The 20,689-nt window shown below is 34.5% G+C and carries 18 protein-coding genes; 13 read left to right on the forward strand and 5 right to left on the reverse strand.

Annotated elements, in window-relative coordinates; genetic code table 11:
• Position 1: 1 nt before the first annotated feature.
• A complete protein-coding gene (locus ACOOWA_RS00210) occupies positions 2–811 on the reverse strand; it encodes a head GIN domain-containing protein (protein ID WP_421372319.1) in 810 nt (269 codons plus the stop codon).
• A gap of 138 nt (positions 812–949) precedes the next feature.
• Between ACOOWA_RS00210 and ACOOWA_RS00215 the strand changes: the two genes are divergently transcribed.
• Both ACOOWA_RS00215 and ACOOWA_RS00220 read left to right on the forward strand, forming a co-directional pair.
• On the forward strand, positions 950–3,091 hold the full coding sequence (locus ACOOWA_RS00215) for a M3 family metallopeptidase (protein ID WP_421372321.1): 2,142 nt from the start codon (positions 950–952) through the stop codon (positions 3,089–3,091).
• Positions 3,092–3,451: 360 nt separating this feature from the next.
• Positions 3,452–3,829, forward strand: coding sequence for a YchJ family protein (locus ACOOWA_RS00220; RefSeq protein WP_421372323.1), 378 nt, complete (start codon positions 3,452–3,454; stop codon positions 3,827–3,829).
• Between the two features lie 269 nt (positions 3,830–4,098).
• Here the strand turns inward: ACOOWA_RS00220 and ACOOWA_RS00225 are convergent, their stop codons facing one another.
• A complete protein-coding gene (locus ACOOWA_RS00225; protein WP_421372325.1) occupies positions 4,099–4,599 on the reverse strand; it encodes an FKBP-type peptidyl-prolyl cis-trans isomerase in 501 nt (166 codons plus the stop codon).
• Positions 4,600–4,734: 135 nt separating this feature from the next.
• On the reverse strand, positions 4,735–4,986 hold the full coding sequence (locus ACOOWA_RS00230) for a VF530 family DNA-binding protein (protein ID WP_421372327.1): 252 nt from the start codon (positions 4,984–4,986) through the stop codon (positions 4,735–4,737).
• A gap of 444 nt (positions 4,987–5,430) precedes the next feature.
• On the opposite strand from ACOOWA_RS00230, the gene ACOOWA_RS00235 reads away from it, so the two are divergent.
• The 10 genes from ACOOWA_RS00235 (at position 5,431) to ACOOWA_RS00280 (ending at position 15,747) form a co-directional block, all read left to right on the forward strand.
• A complete protein-coding gene (locus ACOOWA_RS00235) occupies positions 5,431–5,601 on the forward strand; it encodes a hypothetical protein (protein WP_421372329.1) in 171 nt (56 codons plus the stop codon).
• A complete protein-coding gene (locus ACOOWA_RS00240; protein ID WP_421372331.1) occupies positions 5,598–6,806 on the forward strand; it encodes a metallophosphoesterase family protein in 1,209 nt (402 codons plus the stop codon). Before ACOOWA_RS00235 ends, ACOOWA_RS00240 begins: the two co-directional genes overlap by 4 nt.
• A 226-nt stretch (positions 6,807–7,032) precedes the next feature.
• Positions 7,033–10,071, forward strand: a complete 3,039-nt coding sequence (locus ACOOWA_RS00245; RefSeq protein WP_421372333.1) for an AAA family ATPase — start codon at positions 7,033–7,035, stop codon at positions 10,069–10,071.
• An 86-nt stretch (positions 10,072–10,157) separates the two neighbouring features.
• A complete protein-coding gene (locus ACOOWA_RS00250; RefSeq protein WP_421372336.1) occupies positions 10,158–10,604 on the forward strand; it encodes an STM3941 family protein in 447 nt (148 codons plus the stop codon).
• A 5-nt stretch (positions 10,605–10,609) separates the two neighbouring features.
• Positions 10,610–11,692 (forward strand): sensor histidine kinase, encoded by a 1,083-nt coding sequence (locus ACOOWA_RS00255; protein WP_421372338.1) that lies wholly within the window; start codon positions 10,610–10,612, stop codon positions 11,690–11,692.
• Positions 11,693–11,704: 12 nt separating this feature from the next.
• Positions 11,705–12,379, forward strand: a complete 675-nt coding sequence (locus ACOOWA_RS00260; protein WP_421372341.1) for a LytR/AlgR family response regulator transcription factor — start codon at positions 11,705–11,707, stop codon at positions 12,377–12,379.
• 222 nt (positions 12,380–12,601) lie between these two features.
• The gene (locus ACOOWA_RS00265) at positions 12,602–13,333 is read left to right on the forward strand and encodes an intradiol ring-cleavage dioxygenase (protein WP_421372344.1); all 732 of its coding nucleotides are present in this window, start codon (positions 12,602–12,604) and stop codon (positions 13,331–13,333) included.
• Positions 13,334–13,427: 94 nt separating this feature from the next.
• Entirely contained in the window at positions 13,428–14,075 is a 648-nt protein-coding gene (locus ACOOWA_RS00270) for a hypothetical protein (protein ID WP_421372346.1), read from the forward strand.
• A gap of 19 nt (positions 14,076–14,094) precedes the next feature.
• On the forward strand, positions 14,095–15,132 hold the full coding sequence (locus tag ACOOWA_RS00275; RefSeq protein WP_421372347.1) for a T9SS type A sorting domain-containing protein: 1,038 nt from the start codon (positions 14,095–14,097) through the stop codon (positions 15,130–15,132).
• A gap of 105 nt (positions 15,133–15,237) precedes the next feature.
• Positions 15,238–15,747, forward strand: coding sequence for a hypothetical protein (locus ACOOWA_RS00280; protein ID WP_421372350.1), 510 nt, complete (start codon positions 15,238–15,240; stop codon positions 15,745–15,747).
• 53 nt (positions 15,748–15,800) lie between these two features.
• Here the strand turns inward: ACOOWA_RS00280 and ACOOWA_RS00285 are convergent, their stop codons facing one another.
• Together ACOOWA_RS00285 and ACOOWA_RS00290 are read right to left on the reverse strand one after the other, a co-directional pair.
• Positions 15,801–16,820, reverse strand: coding sequence for an LLM class flavin-dependent oxidoreductase (locus tag ACOOWA_RS00285; protein ID WP_421372352.1), 1,020 nt, complete (start codon positions 16,818–16,820; stop codon positions 15,801–15,803).
• 265 nt (positions 16,821–17,085) lie between these two features.
• Complete coding sequence (locus ACOOWA_RS00290) at positions 17,086–17,661, reverse strand: TetR/AcrR family transcriptional regulator (RefSeq protein ID WP_421372354.1); 576 nt, start codon at positions 17,659–17,661, stop codon at positions 17,086–17,088.
• Positions 17,662–18,058: 397 nt separating this feature from the next.
• Between ACOOWA_RS00290 and clpB the strand changes: the two genes are divergently transcribed.
• A complete protein-coding gene (gene clpB / locus ACOOWA_RS00295; protein WP_421372356.1) occupies positions 18,059–20,653 on the forward strand; it encodes an ATP-dependent chaperone ClpB in 2,595 nt (864 codons plus the stop codon).
• Positions 20,654–20,689 lie beyond the last annotated feature (36 nt).

Here is a 20,689-nt window from a genome sequence, read left to right on the forward strand (position 1 = left end):
TTTATTCCACCGTTACACTTCCGCCACTGTTTTCTTCCTTCGAAACAGTGGTTACATTTCCTCTTTTAATTCCTTTTATAGAACCGCTGGAAGACGCACTGCCTTCAAATGAAGACGAAACCCCAATTTCTATATCTGCACTGCTCGAAGACTCTGCTTTTACATTTTCTGCAGTAAGTTCCCTTGCCGAAATTGTCCCTGAAGACGAAGCACTCAAATTGGCATTTTTGGTTTTACCTGAGATACTAACTTCACTAGACGATGAGGATTCTACACTAAGATCAACCGCCCAGATTTTCCCCTTAAAAGTTCCGCTGCTTCCTGCATCAATATCCATCTCATTGGCTTCCAGTTTCCCTGAAATATGACCTGAACTTGAAACTTCCACATCGGTTTTATCTTGTGTAAATTGATCTCGAACCACGATAATTCCTGCAGAATTGGCTTCCAGTTTTTTGAAATCTTTAGCATAAATTTTGGCTTTCACATTATTTGTATTCATCACCCGGAAACCGGTTTTATAGTGAATATGCAATTCGCCACCGCTGTTATCCACCAAAACCTCATCGATAATATTTGCCGGAGCAGAAATCACTACCCTTTCAACATCAGACTTAATAATTTCAGCTTCGATCGCTTGTGAAACTTCAATTTCGTCAAAATCTCCTTTATATTCTTTTTGTTTTAAAGGTCCGTGGTCTTTATTGGTAACATCTGGAAGCCAGGTAGATTTCCCGTCTTTTCGTTCATTTTCTTTGCAAGAAGAAACGAATATTAATCCTGAAAAAAGTAAAACTGCTGTGTATTTCATGTTTAAAAGTTTAGTTTTTAATATCTTTATACTTTAATAACAACTAAATTAGGGAATCTCTTACAACTGACAAGAAAAACTATTTTTAAAATCAAAAAAAAGATTCAATCCTACCTTTTAAAACAATAAATTATACCTATGAAAAATATTTCATCAGTATTGTTAGTTTCTGCTTTAGCATTTAATTACTCTTGTACTACAATGAAAACAAACGATGTAAAACAGGAAATTCCTGTTCCCGATTCTTCACTTTCTTCTAATCCTTTTATGAAGAAAAGCAAACTTCAGTACGAAGCTCCTGAATTTGATAAAATTAAAGATGAGCATTTCAAACCTGCATTTGATTTTGGTTTAAAACAACACGATGCAGAAATTTTAAAGATCGCCAACAATTCCGAAGCTGCAACCTTTGAGAATACAATTGTTGCATTGGAAAAAAGTGGTGAAGTATTGAAAAGAGCTTTAATAACCTTTTCAAATCTTACAAGTGCAAATACAAATCCTACTTTACAGGCTTTAGATGAAGAATATGCTCCGATTTTCGCAGCGCATTCCGATAAAATGTATCTGAATGAAAATCTATATAAAAGAATAAAATCTATTTCTGAAAGCGGTTTGGATTCTGAAAGCAAAAGACTGGTACAGTTTTACAAGCAGAATTTCGAAATTGCGGGAGCGAATCTTTCTTCGGCAGACAAAGAAAAACTGAAACAGGTCAATCAGGAATTAGCATCCCTTTCTACTCAATATTCCAACAAATTACTCGAAGCGAGAAAGCAGGGTGGTGTTTACTTTTCTGATGCTAAAGAGCTTGACGGACTTACACAGGACGAAATTGCCGCAGCTGCAAGTGATGCAAAAACAGCAGGACAACCGGGAAAATATCTTTTGGCATTACAAAATACAACGCAACAACCCCTCTTGCAGAACCTGAAAAACAGAGCAACAAGAGAAAAATTATTCAAAGCTTCCTGGACGAGAGCTGAAAAGGGTGATGGAAACGACACCAGAGAAACTATTGAAAAATTAGCAAAACTGAGACTTAAAAAAGCTCAGATTTTAGGTAAAAAAAGTTTCGCAGAATGGAAATTGCAGGATCAGATGGCAAAAAATCCTGAAGCTGCCGTAAAATTAATGAACCAGATTGCAACTCCGGCTGTAGAAACGGCAAGACGCGAGGCTAAAGACATCCAAGATCTGATTGATCAGCAGAAAGGAGGTTTTAAAGTGGAACCTTGGGATTGGAATTTCTATGCTGAACAGGTGAGAAAAGCGAAATTTGATTTAGATGAAAACCAAATCAAACCGTATTTTGAAATTACAACCGTTTTGGAGAAAGGAGTTTTCTTCTCTGCTGAAAAATTCTATGGATTAACTTTCAAAAAGAGAACTGACCTTCCTGTTTATCATCCTGATGTTGTGACCTATGAAGTTTTCGATCACGATGGAAAATCTATTGCCATTTATTATCTGGATTTCTACACAAGAGATTCTAAAAGCGGTGGAGCGTGGATGAGTAATTATGTAGAGCAATCTTATTTATTGGGAACAAAACCTGTAATTGTCAACTGTTACAATTATCAGAAACCAGCCGCAGGAAAACCTTCATTGATTAGTTTTGATGATGTTTCTACGATCTTCCATGAGTTTGGCCACTCTATTCACGGAATGTTTGCGAGCCAGAAATACCCTTCACTTTCAGGAACCAATGTACCGAGAGATTTTGTAGAATTTCCTTCTCAGATTAATGAACATTGGGCTTTAGATCCGGTAGTTTTAAAAAATTATGCTCTTCATTACGAAACGAAACAGCCGATTCCACAAGCTTTGGTTGATAAAATTAAAAAAGCAGGAACATTCAATCAGGGTTATATGACGACCGAATTGGTTTCTGCTGCAGCTTTGGATATGGATTGGCATTCTGTTACCAATGAAAGTCAACTTCTTCCTGTTTTAGATTTTGAAAAAAATTCATTGCAAAACCATGGATTTACTTTAGCAACGGTTCCGCCAAGATATCACACTCCCTATTTCGCCCATATTTGGGGTGGCGGATATTCGGCAGGATATTATGCTTATCTATGGTCTGAAACTTTAGATAATGACGCATGGGAATGGATTGAAAAAAATGGTGGACTGACAAGGGAAAACGGTGACCGTTTCAGAAAATACATTCTGTCTGTCGGGAATTCTGTGGATCTGAACCAGGCATTCAGAGATTTTACAGGACATGATCCGGATATTAAGCCGTTGTTGAGAAACAGAGGTTTTATTAAATAAATTGTAAGAAGCATTCATTCGTTTGGATGCTTTTTTTATCTTAAACACAAATGCCGCAAATATTTTGCACAAATATTCTCTTGCAGATTTTGGAAATTAAGTTGAATTCAAATAACGCAAACATCTGTGAAAATCTGTGCGATCCGTAGGAGATTATAAATGCGAATTGCACAAATTTGTCCCACAGATTTCACGGATTAACACAGATTTTTTTTGATCTTCTTTATTTGAGATAAGTTTTGGCTAAAGGCAATTTCAGGAGTCACCTTTTTAAACGGGTTGAAACCCGTTTCTATTGATATGAGATTCGTGTTATTTGTGAAAAATTATTCGTGTACATTTGTGTTTAAATAAAAAGAAATGAATTGTCCTTGCTGCTCCGGTAAAACCTATGAAGAATGTTGCAAACCTTTCCACACCGGAGAAAAACTTACTCCTACTGCGGAAGCTTTAATGCGTTCAAGATTTTCAGCGTTTGCCATTCCGAATGGGAAATATTTAATGGAAACTACGTCGCCCGGAAAAAGGCAATTCCACAATACAAAAGATTTGCAGGAATGGGGAGAAATCAATGAATGGACAAAACTGGAAATCGTAGATAAGCCATCGATGAATAAAGTAGAATTCAAAGCTCATTACACTGATAAAGCCGGACAAAAACAAATTCATCATGAATTATCGCTTTTTAAAATTCTTCAAAATCGCTGGTATTATGTCTCAGGAGAATTTTTAGATTGATGATTTAACCACAAAAGTCACAAAAGCTAAATTTTTAGTAAAGCTGATTAGCAGAATGTATAAAGATCAAATAAGCTTATACACTCTAAACTTCTATTTTTTATATTTGAATTTCATTATAATATTAAACATACATCTTTGTGAGTTTCCTATTCTCAATCAATTAAACTTTAAACAAAAAAACTTTTGTGCCTTTTGTGGTTAAAATTTGCAGTCAAAAAAAATGTCCGGCGTTTCTGCCGGACATTCCTAATTTATTTGAAAAACTCTTAGTGAGCCTCGTTTCCGTCGATTCCGTGAGCATGACCGTGAGAAAGTTCTTCTTCAGTTGCAGGACGTGTATTCAAAATCTCAACCTGGAAATCTAAAGTTTTTCCAGCCATTGGGTGATTCAAATCTGCGACAACAACTTCAGGAGTAACTTCCACTACAAAAGCCTGGAAATTATTTCCCTCGTTGTCTGATAAAGGCAAGATCGCCCCAACCGGCGGAATTCCTGCTTCTGCAAACATATCGATTGGCAACTGAGCAACCGCATCCTCCTGTTTTTCACCATAAGCTTCCTCAGGCTTAATAACGAAAGCAGCAGTATCTCCAGCTTGCAAACCATGGATATTTTGCTCAAATTTAGGAATCATCATTCCCATTCCGTACAAAAATGTAAGCGGATTTTCTTCTGTAGTTTCTTCTACAAGGATTTTGTTCCCATCTTCTTCAATAGTATGTAGAATGTATTTTACTGCTACAACGTGATTGTTTTCGATTGTCATATTTCTTTTTTTGCGTGATTTTTTATCACGGTTAAACAGCACAAAGATAAGGTTTTTGAAATGATTCAAAAGGTCTTAATCATCTTCAACCCATTATTAATATATCATCAATATCAAGCTAAAGTAACCCCGATCCTACTCTTTCCGGTTTCTTGCTTCTTTTTTCTTCTGTCTCAAAACATACAGATACAGACTCTCAACTTTCGCTCTTGCCCAATCTGTTTTCCGCAAAAACTTAAGAGACGAACTGATACTCGGATTATCCGTAAAACATTTGATATTAATCTGTTTTCCCAATTCGCCAAAACCCTGATAATATTCTACCAGCTCTTCAAGAATGGCATCCAGACGTTTTCCGTGCAAAGGATCTTTTGATTGTTGTTCCATGATTTTGTAAAGGTAAGAATTCATTTTCTGTAAAACCTAAACCTCATAGGTTTTATAAACCTATGAGGTTTGACATCATAAAATTGCATTTTGTCACAAACAAGGTTGTTTTAAATAAAAGTATTTTGCATTTGGTTACAAACAACCTTGAAACAAACAAACTGCGACTGCATTTTGTCACAAACAAGGTTGTTTTAAACAAAAGTATTTTGCATTCGGTTACAAACAACTTTGAAACAAACCAACTACAACAGCATTTTGTTACAAACAGGATTGTTTTAAACAAAATGCAATTCTTTTTTTACTCTAAATCCAGTTCGCCAATTTTTAATTTAACTGTAGAATGAAATATTTAAAATTTATCTGAAACAAAGTTTTCTCTCAGGAATAGATTAATTTAGCTAAACCAATTGCAATACAAACCTGGCCAAAAATAAAGTAGCGATGAGTAGAAATACAGATACCAATAAAAAAACATACAATAAAATAATAGCCAATAAGAAGCGTAAAATTCAGGAAGCTGAGCTGAAAAGGAAGAATCGTCTGAAGGAAATGCGTGAAAACACGAAAGCTAAATTAGCCGCAGAAAAAGAAAACGAAGATCAAAAATCATGAAAATCCTACACACAGCTGATTGGCATTTAGGGAAACGTCTCGACCGATTTTCACGGTTAGAAGAGCAGGTTTTGGTAATGAGCGAAATTGTTGAAATTGCTGACGAACAGAATGTTGATTTGGTTTTGATTGCCGGAGATCTTTTTGATACATTCAATCCGGGTGTGGAAGCAGTGGAACTTTTTTATAAAACTTTAAAACGTTTATCTTTAAACGGAAAACGCCCCGTTATTGCCATCTCGGGAAATCATGATTCACCAAATTTCATTGATGCACCCGATCCTTTAGCCCGCGAATGCGGAATTATTTTAATCGGTCATCCGAAAGCTACCGTTCATCCTTTTGAACTGGAACATTTTAAAATTTCAAAATCTGCAGAAGGTTTTATTGAGCTGGAAATTAAAAATTATCCGTTTCCCATCAGAATTCTTCACACGCCGTATGCTAATGAAGTTCGTCTCAAAGAATATTTGGGAGAAAATAAAGAATCTGAACTGAATAAAGTTTTAGCCGAAAGCTGGAAGAAATCTGCCGATGAATTCTGTGATGAAAACGGAGTCAATCTTTTGATGACGCATTTGTATATGAACAAAAAAGGTGAGCAGCTTCTGGAAGAACCCGACGGCGAAAAACCAATCAAAATTGGGAATGCAGATTTGGTTTTTTCCGAGATTATTCCGACGCAAATTCAGTACACAGCTTTGGGACATTTACACAGCTTTCAGAATATCGGAACGCATGAAAAACCTGTAATTTATTCGTCTTCTCCGCTTTGTTACAGCTTTAGTGAAGCCGGACAGACAAAATATGTTTCGGTTATTGATATTAAACCCAATCAAAAAGTTTCGTTTGATAAAATTGCTTTACAAAACGGTAAAAAATTAGTCAGAAAAATATTTGATTCCATCGAAAATACGATAGAATGGCTTAATGAAAATCCCAATACATTGGTTGAACTGACTTTAGAAAGTGAAACCTTTTTAACCGCTGACGAAAGAAAACGTTTATATCAATCGCATAACGGAATTGTACACCTGATTCCGAAGATAAAAAATCAGGAAATGAGCGAAAATAATCTGAGTGAAATTAATCTCAATCAGGATATTCAGGCTTTGTTTAAAGATTATTTTAAATCTAAAAACGGCGGTCAGGAAGCAAATGAAGATTTGATTAATCTTTTTAATGAAATCGTTTCCGAAAAATAGTTTAATTAAAATATTATCAAACAGTTAATTTTAAAGTGAATATGCGTTTTAATTGTAAAGCTAGAATCAGCCAGTCACTTTGTCATTCCGCAGGAACCTAAACTACTTTATTTTCAGTGTGTTGAGATTCCTACGGAATGACAAACAAACTGTTGAAAGCTAACTTATTATAATTTGCGGACATTTATAATTTTAATTACACATTTGAAATTAAAAACAAATACTTATGATTCCAATTCAATTAACTTTAGAAGGTCTGTATTCTTATCAGGAACGCCAGAAAATCGATTTTGAAAATCTTACAGAAGCGGGACTATTCGGGATTTTCGGATCGGTCGGTTCGGGAAAATCTTCTATTCTGGAAGCAATTTCTTTTGCGCTGTACGGCGAAACTGAAAGGCTGAATGCACGGGATAAAAGAACTTATAATATGATGAATTTAAAATCAAACAAATCACTGATCGAATTTGATTTTATTAATTATGAAAATAAAAAGTTCCGTGCGGTAAGAGAATTTAAACGGAATTCTAAAAATTTTGAAGATGTAAAAACACCAAATGTCACTTTTTATGAGTGGAAAAATGACAATTGGATTCCTTTGGAACATTCAAATGCAGAAAAAATCATTGGTTTAAGTTATGCCAATTTTAAGAGGACGATCATTATTCCGCAAGGTCAGTTTAAAGAGTTTCTGGAACTCGGAGCGACGGAACGGACGAATATGATGAAGGAGATTTTCAATCTTCAGCGTTTTGATTTGCAGCAAAATGTTTCGGTGTTAAATTCGAAAAACAAAAGCGAACTCGATCAGTTGGAAGGCCAGCTGAAAGGTTTTGAAGAAGTAAACGAAGAGCAGATTTCAGTTCAGAAAGAATATCTAAAAACAGAGCAGAAAAAGTTTGAAGATGTACAGAAAATTTTCAGAGAAACAGAAGAAAAATATGTTAAACTGAAAACTCTGAAAGATGATTTTGAGCTTTTAAGTCAGAAAAAATCAGATTTTGAAAAACTGACACAACAAAAAGCGGATTTTGATGTATTAGAAACAAAAACTGAAATTTTCGACCGTGTTTTCAGGGTTTTTACGCCTTTAATTTCGGAGAAAAACAAACTTGGAAAAGAACATGATAATCAACAAAAAAATAAAGAACATCAGTTTAAAATCTTACAGGAAACCGAAGTTCAGTTTGATAATAACAGGAAGAAATTATTAGCAATTCAGCCAAGACATGAAGCTTTAAGTCAATCTAAAATTCAGGAGAATGATTTGAATTTTATTTTGCAAATGCTGAAATTTTCTGAGGAAATAGAAACTTTGAAAGAGAGAACCAAAAAAGGTTCGGAGAAAGTAAAAGAAGTGGAAGCCAATCAGAAACTAATTCAACAGAAGATTGACGAGCTTTCGAAAAATGCAGAACATTTGAAACCCAAAAAATTAGATTCCAGCTTATTGTTAAATATTGGAAATTGGTTTTCAGATAAGAAAAAATTACAGGAAAGCTTACAGAATCAAACTGAAAAAACAGATGTAAAAAAGAATGAAATTATAAGAATTTCAGAGGATTTAAAGCCTTTTAAAATTAGTTCAGAAACATTTAAAAATGATTTTAAAATTCAGATTGAAACTTTAGAAAAACAAAAGAAAACACTTTCGGATAAACGAAATCAGCTTGAAGTTCAGCAGAAACTGGTGCATTTCGCAAACGAATTGCACGACGGCGAATCCTGTCCGCTTTGTGGCGCTTTGGAACATCCGAATATTGTGGAATTTGATGATGTAAATTCAGAATTAAATGATATTCAGAAACAGATTGAGCAACTTGAAATTCAAAAAGAAAATACTCAAAAACAATCTTTGGAGATCGAAAAAATTCTTGACCGGAAAAAAATTTTTGAGGAACAGCTGATATCTGAAGAGGAAATTTTAAAACAGATTCAAACTCAAATTGCCGAACATTTAAAAAACTTTATCTGGACTGAATTTAACGCAGAAAACCAAACTGATTTCGAGGAAAAACGACAGCAATCTTTCTCCATCGAAAAACAGATTGATGAACTAAATCAACAAATTTCTCTGGAACAAAAAAATCTTGAAAAGGAAAGAGTAAATCTCGACAGCTACAACAAAGCTTTAGAAAAATTCAGGCTGGATGAAGCGAAAAAAGAGGAGCAAATCAAAACCAACGAAGCCAATTTAAAAGTTTTAAGTTGGATTGATTACAAAGAAAAAATGGCTGTTGAAGTTGATGAAATTTACACCAAACTTTCAAAATCAAATCTTGAAACGGAAGAAAATTATAATAAGTTAATCAAAGAAGAGAAAGAACTTTCACCAAAACTGGCCGAACAAAAAACGATTGTTATTCAGTTAGAAAAACGAATTTCCGAACTTGAAAAAGAGATTTCAGAAAATAAAACTTCTTTAGAAAATGCTTTAAGAGAACAGAAATTCAATGCTTTAGAAGAAATCCGGCAAATTCTTGTTCAGGAAATCAATGTTCAGGAGATAAGAAATCAGATTCAACAATTCAGAATTCAGTTTGAAACATTGAAAAACAGCATTTTTGAACTGGAAAATAAACTGAAAGAGTTTTCATTTAACGAAGAAGAGTTTTCAGCCATTGAAAATAAGTTCAAAATATTTGAAAATGATTTAAAATTAGCCAATGATTCTGTTGTAAAAATCAGTTCAGAAATTGGAAGACTGGAAAAAGAATTTAAGAAAAAAGAAAATCTTCTGCTTGATTTGGCGAAAGTTCAGAAGCGCCGTGAGAATCTTGCGATTATGCAAAATCTTTTTAACGGAGCGGGTTTTGTACGTTATATTTCGTCCATCTATTTGCGACAGTTGTGTGATCATGCGAATGTACGTTTCCACAAAATGACGAGAAATCAACTGAGTTTACAGCTGAACGAAAACAACGATTTTGAAATCATTGACTATCTGAATGAAGGCCGAAGCCGAAGTGTAAAAACCCTTTCCGGAGGACAGGCTTTTCAGGTTTCTCTGAGTCTTGCGCTGGCTTTGGCAGAAAGTGTACAGACAAATGCACAGTCGGATAAAAATTTCTTTTTCATCGATGAAGGTTTCGGAACTCAGGATTTAGAATCTGTAAATGTAGTATTCGAAACGCTGATGAATCTTCAGAAAGAGAACAGAATTGTTGGAATTATTTCTCACGTTGAAGAATTGAAAGAGAAAATTCCGGTATCACTGAACATTACGAAGGATGAGGAAAGAGGAAGTTTGATTGAGATTGTGTAAAGGAAACCTTCAAGGTTTTTGAAACCTTGAAGGTTTGTTATTTAGAATTCCATTCTATTTTTTTATTTTTGAATCATAAAACCATCATGCAAAATTCACCCCTGCTTTTAAAACCTTCGAAAATAAAGAGCCTAATTCTTATTCTGATAAGCATCGCTTTTATTGTTTTAGGAATTCTGTTATTAGAAAAAAATATGCTGATTGCCATGCTAAACATTGTTTTCTTTGGAATCGGACTGATTATTTTCATTATTAACCAGCTTCCAAATGCCTCTTATCTCAAAATCGATGAAAGAGGAATCGAGATGAAAAATCTTTTCAGAATTACATTTATTCCTTGGCAAGCTGTAAATCGTTTCAGAACGAAATATATTTTCATTAATAAAATGGTGGTTTTCGATATCGATCCAAAACTTCTGGAAAATTCCAAAATGAAATCAAAAACAGGTGCTTTTCCTGATACTTACGGAATGTCTGCACAAAAACTTGCAGAGCTTTTGAATGAGTATAAAAATAAGTTCTCAACGCCATAAATTCCATGAAAAAAATCATTCCACATATCATTCTGATTCCTTTGTTGCTATCGATTCCGATCGTTTCATCGCCGGATTTTGACAGAACCTTATCGGTTTTCAGGGTTTCACCGTTTCAGAGAGAATTTATACGGTTTGTTCTGGTAATTATTTTCTTTTATCTTAATCTGAATCTTTTTCTTCCAAAATTTTACAGCAAAAAAAGATTTTTACTCTTTACAATTTGCAGCATTATAAGTTTCGGATTGATGGTTGCACTTCCTTATCTTCTGACTTCCGGTAATTCTTTCTCAAAAAATCCGCCACCAATGGAAATGGGAAATCCGATGCCTTCAGGAAATAGACTTCCTCCAACGACGGATGGAAAGCAACCATTCCCAAAATTTGGTCCGCAAAATGAGAGTTCATACAGTTTAATGATATTTTCTTCCGTTTTGCCGTTTTTATTTTCCTTTCTTTCATCGCTGTTTATTTTCAGAAACAACGAAAAAAAGGAACTTGAACGATCCAAAGCAAAAGCAGAACTATTAAATTTAAAATATCAGCTACAACCCCATTTTCTTTTTAATATCCTGAATTCTATCTATTCTTTGGCATTGTTAAAATCTGACGATGCACCGAATGGAATTTTAAAACTTTCCAATGTAATGCGATATGTGGTTCAGGAAAGCAGTAAAGATTTTGTAGATTTAAGTAAGGAAATCGAGTACATTAAAGATTATATTGCGCTACAATTGGTTCGAACAGACAGCAGTCTTGATTTTAACTATACCGAAATCGGAGATTTGAAAAACCTGAAAATTGCACCATTCATTTTAATTAATTTTATTGAAAATGCTTTTAAATATGGTTTTAATGCCGAAGAAAATTCGAAAATATCCGTAAAAATTATTGTGCAGGAAGATGTTTTAAATTTTGTGGTCTACAATAAAATTGTCAATCCGAATGTGAATGAAGAAAATAGTCTTAAAGTTGGTTTAAAAAACACTTTTGAGCATCTGAATCAGGTTTATCCTGAAAAACATTCGATCACGATCAGTGAAAATGACCAAGAATATGAGGTGGATTTAAAAATAAATTTAATCTAAAATCAGCAAAATATGATTAGGGCTATTGCTTTGGACGACGAAATTCTTGCACTCAGAATTATTGAAAATTATGCTGAAAAAATTGAAAATTTAACTTTAGAAAAAGTTTTCAATAAGCAAAGTGATGCTCAGAAATATCTCAACAAGTTTCCCGTTGACCTAATTTTTCTCGACATCGAAATGCCCGCAAAAAATGGTTTAGATTTCTACAAAAACATTTCACAAAATACCAAAGTTATTTTCACAACTGCTTATTCGGAATATGCGGTTGATGCTTTTAGCGTCAATGCCATTGATTATCTCCTGAAACCTTTTTCATTTGAAAGATTTAAAACTGCGATAGAAAAAGTAAAAAACAGTTCTGAAAATACCGAAGCCAAACATCTTTCGATTCGTGCAGATTACAAGCTTCATAAAATTAATTTCAATGACATTCTGCTGATTGAAGGTTTGGATGATTATATTCAGATTCATTTGAAAGATTCTGCAAAAATTACGGCACGCTCTTCCATGAAAAGTATTATGGAAAAACTGTCTGATAAAGATTTTATCCGTGTTCATCGCTCTTTTATTGTTCCTGTGCGTGATATTAAAATTATTGTTAATAAGAATATTCATATCGCTGAATTTATTATCCCGATTGGGGAAACATATAAAGATGAAGTGATGAAGATTTTGAATAAGTAGTTTTCCAGGAGCTTTTTCCAGCTTTCACTACTCGCTTTTTTGTAGTTGCTTCGACAAGCTCAGCAACCACAAAAAGAGCTCAGACACGCCGTTCAATCTGGGCTATGAAAGTTGTCTTTTTCCACAAAATTCATTTTCACCGACACATTTTTTCTGTTTACCTCATAAATTTCTCAATCTTTTTTTTTGACAATACATTTGATGTAAGAAAAATGAGAAAGGATGAAGACAATTAACAGAAAAGATTTTTTAAAAAGCTTAGGTTTAGCAGGCGTAACCGCTTTGGCAGCACCTATTTTGACGCATTGCAGAAAAGATGACGACGACGATTCTACAACGGGAGTTATTGATAATTCTATTTCTACAGCTTGTGCAGTAACAAACTCTGAAACTGAAGGTCCGTTTCCCACAAAAACGCCGTCAAGTTTGGTTCAGACCAATATTGTAAGCGACAGAACCGGAGTTCCTTTTACGATTGCGATTACCGTTCAGAATGTAAACGCAGGTTGTGCCAGTTTACAAGGTGCAATTGTAGATATTTGGCATTGCGACAAAGACGGAAATTACTCAGAATATGGCGGAACAGGAATGCAGTCGGCCAATTACACTTCCGTACATTTTTTAAGAGGAAGACAGACAACAGATTCTAATGGAAAAGTAAATTTCACATCAATTTTCCCGGGTTGGTACAGCGGAAGAGCCACTCACATTCACGTTCATATTTATAATTCTGCGGGACAGTCATTATTGGTAACTCAGATTGCTTTTCCTGAAGGAAGCGACAGCGCAGTAAACCTGGTTGCAGCAAGTACAGGTTACAAAGGAATGAGCGGTTATACCTACAATTCGAATGATAATGTTTTCAGTGACGGAACTTCCAACGAAATGTCCAGTATTTCAGGAAGCGTAAGCGGAGGTTTCGCATTGTCTCACACCATAAAAGTTTCGGCTTAAAAAATGGTTATTAGTTTTTTAGCGGTAAATGATAATGAAATTGATGGTGCAGAAGTAATCATTTACCGCCTTTTTAATTTTAATTCTTCAGATTATGTTGGTACAAACTCCTTCTCAAATATTTAAATCTGATTTTGCATTCTGGAAAAAAGAAGGCAGATCTGCGATTAATGAAATTATTACTGGCGAAAACAATACAGGTAATTTACAATCGGTAACCGAAATTGTTTTAGATGAAAACGGCAGTTTTGAATTTCAATCAAAAGAAAATTCAACTGTAATTATTTTAACGCTTTACGGAGAAATTCAGCTGAATCGTTTCAGAAAAGTAATTTCTTCAGAAGAAGTTTTTACTTTAAAATCAAAAGAAAGTTCAACAGTTAAAATCAAAAATTATCTGAATGACGAGAAAACCGACATTTTAATTATTGAAATGAAATCTTCGCAGCCAGAAAATGCATTTTTCATTGAAGAACTTACTATCGAAAAACAAAATACACTTTTTCCGATTTCAAAAAAATTGGAATTACCAAACTTTATCGGACTTTACGAAGGTAGAAAAGAAGAAATTCATCCTATTTATCATCCTGAAAAAGCAATTTTCGGAATGGTCATCAACGGAGCTTTTGAATTTCAGAACAGACTTCTTGAAACCAGAGATTCTATAGTATTGAAAGATATTCAAACTTTAGAATTTGAGGCATTGAGCGAAAATGCGCTTATCATTTTCTTTGAGATTTAAACTTTAAAAATTAGAAAATATGGATAGAAAAAACTTTTTAAAAAATTCTTTGGGTTTAGCAGGAATTGTTGTTGCTGCTCCAGGTTTGCTTCGTTCAGAAATAATTCCAGACGAAAAAAGCATCAAAACTTCATCAAAAAATGTTTTGTCTTGTAGTGTCACCAATTCAGAAACGGAAGGGCCATTTCCTACACACACTCCATCAAGCTTGGTTCAGACCAATATTGTGGGTGACAGAACCGGCGTTGCTTTTACGATGAATATTTACATCAAAAATACCAACGGAAATTGTGAAGCTTATCAAGGTGTTTTAGTCGATGTTTGGCATTGTGACAAAGACGGAAATTATTCCGAATACGGCGGAACATCTATGCAGCAAGCCAATTATACCAATAATCATTTTCTTCGTGGAAGACAAACAACTGATGCAAACGGACTGGTCAGTTTTACGAGTATTTTTCCGGGTTGGTATCAAAGTCGGGCAACGCATATTCATGTGCATATTTATAAACCAGACGGAACTTCACTTTTGGTGACTCAGATTGCATTTCCGGAAGGAACTACAAGTGCGGTTTACAATGTGAATGTCAACGGAGCCTCTTACGGTTACACCAAAGGAATGACGGGTTACACATATAACGCTACGGATAATGTGTTTTCAGACGGAACTAGTAATGAAATGAGTACTGTGACCGGTTCTTTATCGGCTGGTTATATTTTAACACATACTATTTTTGTTGCAGGAATCTCAAGTCTTGGAACACAAGAAACTTCAAATCACAAAAATTTTAAAGTGGATCAAAATTATCCCAATCCATTCAGAGAAGAAACTGTTTTTCCGATTATTTTAAATGAAAAATCAACGGTTAACATTGAATTGTTTGACATCAGCGGAAGAAAACTGGCAACAGTGATTAACAAGCAAAAACTTTCTTCAGGAAAACAGGAAATAAAAATGAGCAGAAATCAACTAAAATCAGGAATGTATATTGCAAAAATTACTATTGAAAACTCACAGGGAACATTTAATGAAGACCTGAAAGTTTTAGTGAACTAAATACACTTAATACTTTTTTGAAGTATGGGATATTTTCATATTAATTTTGTTTAGGATCAGGGCAGAATTAGAATACTGCCCTGTCTTTTTTTAAATTTAGAAATAATGAAAGCAAAAATAAAACTCGCCTTCCGAATCGTAATAGACCGGAATTCTGAAATGATTTGGGATAAATATATTTTTGAAGATACTTATTTTGAATATAAAATTCAGCATCAGGTTTTTGATGATAAAGAAAATCCTGTAAAAAATTACTGGGAGCTTTTGGCGAAAAATCCCCATGCAGAAAAAATCCCTTTTCTGCTGAGTTCAGCAGTTGTAAATTACGTTTCACAATTAAAAGGAGAAATCAAAAGTCTTCCGGATGTGTTGGGAAATACCTTTTTTCCAGTCGCAAACTTTAAGCTTGATGTAATCAGTTCAAATATTGAAGATTCTTCAAAACATAAAATCGGACTTACATTTTATACTCCCGAATTGCTTTTAATCGACATTATCGACAACAAATATCTTTTAAGTAAAAACACGGATGGCAAAGAAGGTTTTGAAACTTTCATGTTTGCTTTTCATCAGCAAGTTTCCATTGCTTATTACGGACCAGTTAATAATTCATAAATAGTTTTTGAAAAAAATTCCGCTGAAAAATATTTTTCAGCGGAATTTGGTTTTTATCTTACTTGTGGTGCAACTTTTTCACCAAACAACTCAATAGACTTCATCATCACATCATTTTCCGGCGCTCCGACATCCATATGACCAATAAATCTCGTGATTCCGAAAATTTCTTTCATGTAATTTATTTTATCGGAAACCTCATTCACATCACCAATAAATAATGCTCCGTCTTCGCTTCGTCCTCCTTCATACTGCGATTTTGTATAAGGTGCCCAACCTCTGGATTTCCCGATTCTGTCCATCTGAGATTTATAATTATTAAAATATCCGTTTACAACATTTTGGTTGTCACTTACAAAAGTATGCGAGTGAATTGCAATCTGCATTTCAGATTCTGTATGACCTGCATTCAGATATTCCTGCTTGTAAAACTCAATTAAATTTTTGAACTGAATCGGCATTCCACCGATAATTGCAACCACAAGAGGCATTCCCAATTTTGCAGCACTTAAAACAGATTGGGGAGTTCCGCCTACTGCTCTCCAAATTGGTATTTTTCCATTATTTTTCGCTCTTGGATAAACGGTTTGATTTTGCATGGGAGCACGCAACTCTCCAGTCCAGGAAACGTTTTCCTCAGAATTTATTTTTAGTAATAATTCCAATTTTTCGTCAAAAAGCTGTTCATAATCATTCAGCGAATACCCATACAAAGGAAAAGATTCTATAAAACTTCCACGCCCGACAAAAATTTCTGCCCGACCATCGGAAATCAAATCCAATGTTGAAAAATCTTCATATACTTTTACGGGTTCTGAAGAACTTAAAACCGTAACTCCACTCGCTAATTTGATGTTTTTCGTAACACTTGCCGCTGCTGCCAAAACCATCTCGGGTGATGAAACTGCATAATCCGGACGGTGATGTTCGCCCATTGCAAAAACATCGATTCCAACTTCATCCATCAGTTTTACCTGATCAATAATTTCACGGATTTTTATTCCTGCATCTTTATATTTTCCGGTGTTTTGGTCGAAATCCAAGTCGCCAAACATTCCTATTCCTAATTCCATATTTTTGATATTTATGAGACAAAATTAGACTAATGAAAATTCAAAAACGTTGATGTTTGGTAAGAACGGATGATTCTTGAAACAACAAAGATTTTGAAACATTAGTCATATCAGTTTCTTTTAAATCTTTGAAAATATTTCAGAATATATAAGAGAAAATCAAAGATTTTCAAAACTAATGTGTTCTTTGAAAGCATCTAGATAATAAAACTCTTATGTGACTAATGTTTTAAGAGTTTGAAATCAGTTTGAAAAGTTCCTAAGATTATTTTGGATTTCCTAAAAGCCCAAAAAGGATTTTATCTCTGATTTCATCGGTAATTTCAGAAGTAGATTCTGTATTTCTTTTAAACCAGAAATAAGAATTATTAAGTGTATGAAGGATGAATCTGGTTGTAAAAGCGGGAGATTTCAGTTCCCAGTTTTCAGCATTATAAATTTCAGAAATCAATTGCTCAACTTCCTGTTGATAATTTTTTCTCAATTCTACAAACTCGGGCAATTTTACTTCCAAATGTTTCCATTCATTGGAGTAAATATGTGTTACATCACGGTTTTTCAGAACAACCGAAAGATGCTTTTCAATAAATAAATTGAGCTTTTCCTGAGCCGGAACATTCGTGTTTTTCACCTCCTGAAGCTCTTCAAAAAACTCATTGGCAACCCCAAAACAAATCCATTCTAAAATTTCTTCCTTAGAACGAATATGAGCATACAAAGATGCCGCCTTAATATTAAGTTTTGTTGCCAAATCTCTCACAGAACTGCCCATATAACCTTTCTCTTTGAAAAGTTCTACAGCAACTTCGAGTATTTTGATCTGTTTTTCTTTTAGCTCCATCTGTTAAAAGGCAAAAGTAATTATTTTGATTTTAATAAATTGATTTTCATAGCATGATTTAAAATATTGTTTAAGAAGTCGTAAGATTACATTAGATTTTCAATTCTAAATTTTACTGAACTGACTGTTATCCCATAAAATTCACTTGAAATTATTAAATCCGGAAATTTTGTCTTTTCAAAATTCGGAAAAATTCAATAATTCGGAAAAAATGTCTCGAATTTTAAAATTTTTCACAATAGAATACTTTTTGCGGTAATGGTTTCAGAATTAAATGATTGATAAAGCATTAAGAAAGCGAAGCTTTGGCGAAGTCAGATTGAATCGAAAAAATCACTTTCTTGATGTTTTTTAAAACCTATCAACCAAATACAATCAACCAATAACTATAAATATTATGAATCTAAATCAATATACCGTAAAATCACAGGAAGCCATTCAAGCAGCGCAACAAGTCGCAATGGAATTTGGCAACCAGCAAATAGAACCTCAACACCTTTTGGAAGGAATTTTCCAGATTGATGAAAATATCTCGCCTTTTTTATTAAAGAAGTCTGAAGCAGATGCCGCTTTGGTGAGAGAGCGCAACCGTGAAAATCTAGAAAGACTTCCAAAAGTTCAGGGAGGAAACATTTACCTTTCAAACTCAGCCAATAAAGTTCTGCTAGACGCTCCGAACATTGCCAAAAAAATGGGCGATGAATTCGTAACGATTGAACATTTATGGCTTTCATTATTAGAAACCAGTTCAGAGGTTTCGAAAATGCTGAAAGATATGGGCGTTACTAAAAGTCTTCTGGAAGGCGGAATTAAAGAATTAAGAAAAGGCTCGAAAGCAACTTCTGCAAGTTCAGAAGAAACCTATCAGTCTTTAAATAAATATGCTAAAAACTTCAACGAACTGGCTGCAGAAGGGAAACTCGACCCTGTAATCGGTCGTGATGAAGAAATCAGAAGAGTTTTGCAGATTCTTTCAAGAAGAACAAAAAACAATCCGATTCTGATTGGTGAACCCGGAGTTGGTAAAACAGCAATCGCTGAAGGAATTGCCCATAGAATTATTAATGGTGACGTTCCTGAGAATTTGCAGGATAAAACGTTGTATTCCTTAGACATGGGCGCTTTGATTGCCGGTGCAAAATACAAAGGCGAGTTTGAAGAGCGTTTGAAATCAGTTGTGAATGAAGTCATTAAATCTGACGGACAGATTATTCTTTTCATCGATGAAATCCACACTTTGGTCGGAGCTGGAGGAGGCGAAGGCGCAATGGATGCTGCGAATATTTTGAAACCTGCTTTGGCAAGAGGAGAATTAAGAGCGATTGGTGCGACAACTTTAAATGAATATCAAAAATATTTTGAAAAAGATAAAGCATTAGAAAGACGTTTCCAGAAAGTAATGGTGGAAGAACCGGATACAGAATCGGCAATCTCAATCCTTCGAGGAATTAAAGATAAATATGAAGCGCATCATAAAGTAAGAATTAAAGATGAAGCGATTATTGCGGCGGTGGAAATGTCTCAACGATATATTTCAGACCGGTTTTTACCGGACAAAGCAATTGATTTGATTGATGAAGCTTCGGCAAAACTAAGAATGGAAATCAATTCGAAACCTGAAGAACTGGATGTCTTAGACAGAAAACTAATGCAGATGGAAATTGAATTGGCAGCAATTTCGAGAGAAGGAAATCAAACCAAAATTGATCATTTAAAAGAAGATATTTCGAAAATTTCTGAAGAAAGAAACGAAATCAACGCAAAATGGCTGAAAGAAAAACAAAAATCTGAAGATTTAACCCAGATTAAAAAAGATATTGAATCTCTAAAACTCGAAGCAGAAAGAGCTTCCAGAGCCGGAGATTACGCAAAAGTTGCTGAGATCCAGTACGGGAAAATAAAAGAGAAAGAAGATGCTTTGCAGAAACTAGAACTGGAAATGCAAAACCATCAGAATGAATTGATTAAAGAAGAAGTAACTTCCGAAAACATTTCTGAAGTGATTGCAAAATGGACAGGAATTCCTGTGACAAAACTTTTACAATCCGAAAGAGAAAAATTATTGCATCTTGAAACTGAACTTCATCACAGAGTAGTTGGTCAGGAAGAAGCCATCGAAGCAGTTGCCAACGCCATCAGAAGAAACAGAGCGGGATTAAGCGATGATAAAAAACCAATTGGAAGTTTCCTGTTTTTAGGAACAACCGGAGTCGGAAAAACCGAGTTGGCAAAAGCTTTAGCAGAGTTTTTATTTGATGACGAAAACAATATGACCAGAATCGATATGAGTGAGTATCAGGAACGTCATTCGGTTTCGAGATTGGTTGGTGCGCCTCCTGGATATGTTGGGTATGATGAAGGTGGACAATTAACGGAGGCAGTTCGAAGAAGACCTTATTCAGTGGTGCTTTTAGACGAAATTGAAAAAGCCCATCCTGATGTTTTCAATACATTGCTTCAGGTTTTGGACGACGGAAGATTGACGGATAATAAAGGTCGTGTGGTGAATTTCAAAAATTCGATTATCATTATGACTTCGAATTTAGGTTCGCATATTATTCAGGAGAATTTTGAGAATATTACAGAGGAAAATCAGGATGAAATTGTTGATAAAACCAAAATTCAGGTCTTTGATTTATTGAAACAGACTTTACGTCCGGAATTCCTGAATAGGATTGATGAAACGGTTTTGTTCCAGCCTTTAAGAAAAAAAGAAATCGGGAAAATCGTTCAGTATCAGTTGAGAGGTTTCAATGATATGCTGGCAAAACGAAATATCATTATGACTGCAACACAAGATGCTTTGAATTATTTGACCAACAAAGGATACGACCCGGTTTTCGGAGCACGACCTTTGAAAAGAGTCATTCAGCAGGAAGTTCTTAATAAATTATCTAGAGAAATCCTCGCTGGAACCGTGAATGACGGCGACAGAATTACCCTTGATTATTTCGAGGAAACAGGTTTGGTTTTCAGACCTGCAGAACAATAAGTAGTTTTTTTCATATACATTATTTTTATGTTGAGG

The sequence above is a fragment of the Chryseobacterium sp. GP-SGM7 genome (assembly GCF_049166575.1).
GTDB lineage: Bacteria > Bacteroidota > Bacteroidia > Flavobacteriales > Weeksellaceae > Chryseobacterium.

Excerpts from the sequence above, each read along its gene's own strand:
- ACOOWA_RS00235 (WP_421372329.1), top strand. The coding sequence starts at position 5,431 with ATGAGTAGAAATACAGATACCAATAAAAAAACATACAATAAAATAATA.
- ACOOWA_RS00210 (WP_421372319.1), bottom strand. The coding sequence starts at position 811 with ATGAAATACACAGCAGTTTTACTTTTTTCAGGATTAATATTCGTTTCT.
- ACOOWA_RS00230 (WP_421372327.1), bottom strand. The coding sequence starts at position 4,986 with ATGGAACAACAATCAAAAGATCCTTTGCACGGAAAACGTCTGGATGCC.
- ACOOWA_RS00290 (WP_421372354.1), bottom strand. The coding sequence starts at position 17,661 with ATGGAGCTAAAAGAAAAACAGATCAAAATACTCGAAGTTGCTGTAGAA.
- ACOOWA_RS00260 (WP_421372341.1), top strand. The coding sequence starts at position 11,705 with ATGATTAGGGCTATTGCTTTGGACGACGAAATTCTTGCACTCAGAATT.
- ACOOWA_RS00240 (WP_421372331.1), top strand. The coding sequence starts at position 5,598 with ATGAAAATCCTACACACAGCTGATTGGCATTTAGGGAAACGTCTCGAC.
- ACOOWA_RS00270 (WP_421372346.1), top strand. The coding sequence starts at position 13,428 with ATGTTGGTACAAACTCCTTCTCAAATATTTAAATCTGATTTTGCATTC.
- ACOOWA_RS00265 (WP_421372344.1), top strand. The coding sequence starts at position 12,602 with ATGAAGACAATTAACAGAAAAGATTTTTTAAAAAGCTTAGGTTTAGCA.
- ACOOWA_RS00225 (WP_421372325.1), bottom strand. The coding sequence starts at position 4,599 with ATGACAATCGAAAACAATCACGTTGTAGCAGTAAAATACATTCTACAT.
- ACOOWA_RS00280 (WP_421372350.1), top strand. The coding sequence starts at position 15,238 with ATGAAAGCAAAAATAAAACTCGCCTTCCGAATCGTAATAGACCGGAAT.
- ACOOWA_RS00215 (WP_421372321.1), top strand. The coding sequence starts at position 950 with ATGAAAAATATTTCATCAGTATTGTTAGTTTCTGCTTTAGCATTTAAT.
- ACOOWA_RS00275 (WP_421372347.1), top strand. The coding sequence starts at position 14,095 with ATGGATAGAAAAAACTTTTTAAAAAATTCTTTGGGTTTAGCAGGAATT.
- clpB (WP_421372356.1), top strand. The coding sequence starts at position 18,059 with ATGAATCTAAATCAATATACCGTAAAATCACAGGAAGCCATTCAAGCA.
- ACOOWA_RS00255 (WP_421372338.1), top strand. The coding sequence starts at position 10,610 with ATGAAAAAAATCATTCCACATATCATTCTGATTCCTTTGTTGCTATCG.
- ACOOWA_RS00220 (WP_421372323.1), top strand. The coding sequence starts at position 3,452 with ATGAATTGTCCTTGCTGCTCCGGTAAAACCTATGAAGAATGTTGCAAA.
- ACOOWA_RS00250 (WP_421372336.1), top strand. The coding sequence starts at position 10,158 with ATGCAAAATTCACCCCTGCTTTTAAAACCTTCGAAAATAAAGAGCCTA.
- ACOOWA_RS00285 (WP_421372352.1), bottom strand. The coding sequence starts at position 16,820 with ATGGAATTAGGAATAGGAATGTTTGGCGACTTGGATTTCGACCAAAAC.
- ACOOWA_RS00245 (WP_421372333.1), top strand. The coding sequence starts at position 7,033 with ATGATTCCAATTCAATTAACTTTAGAAGGTCTGTATTCTTATCAGGAA.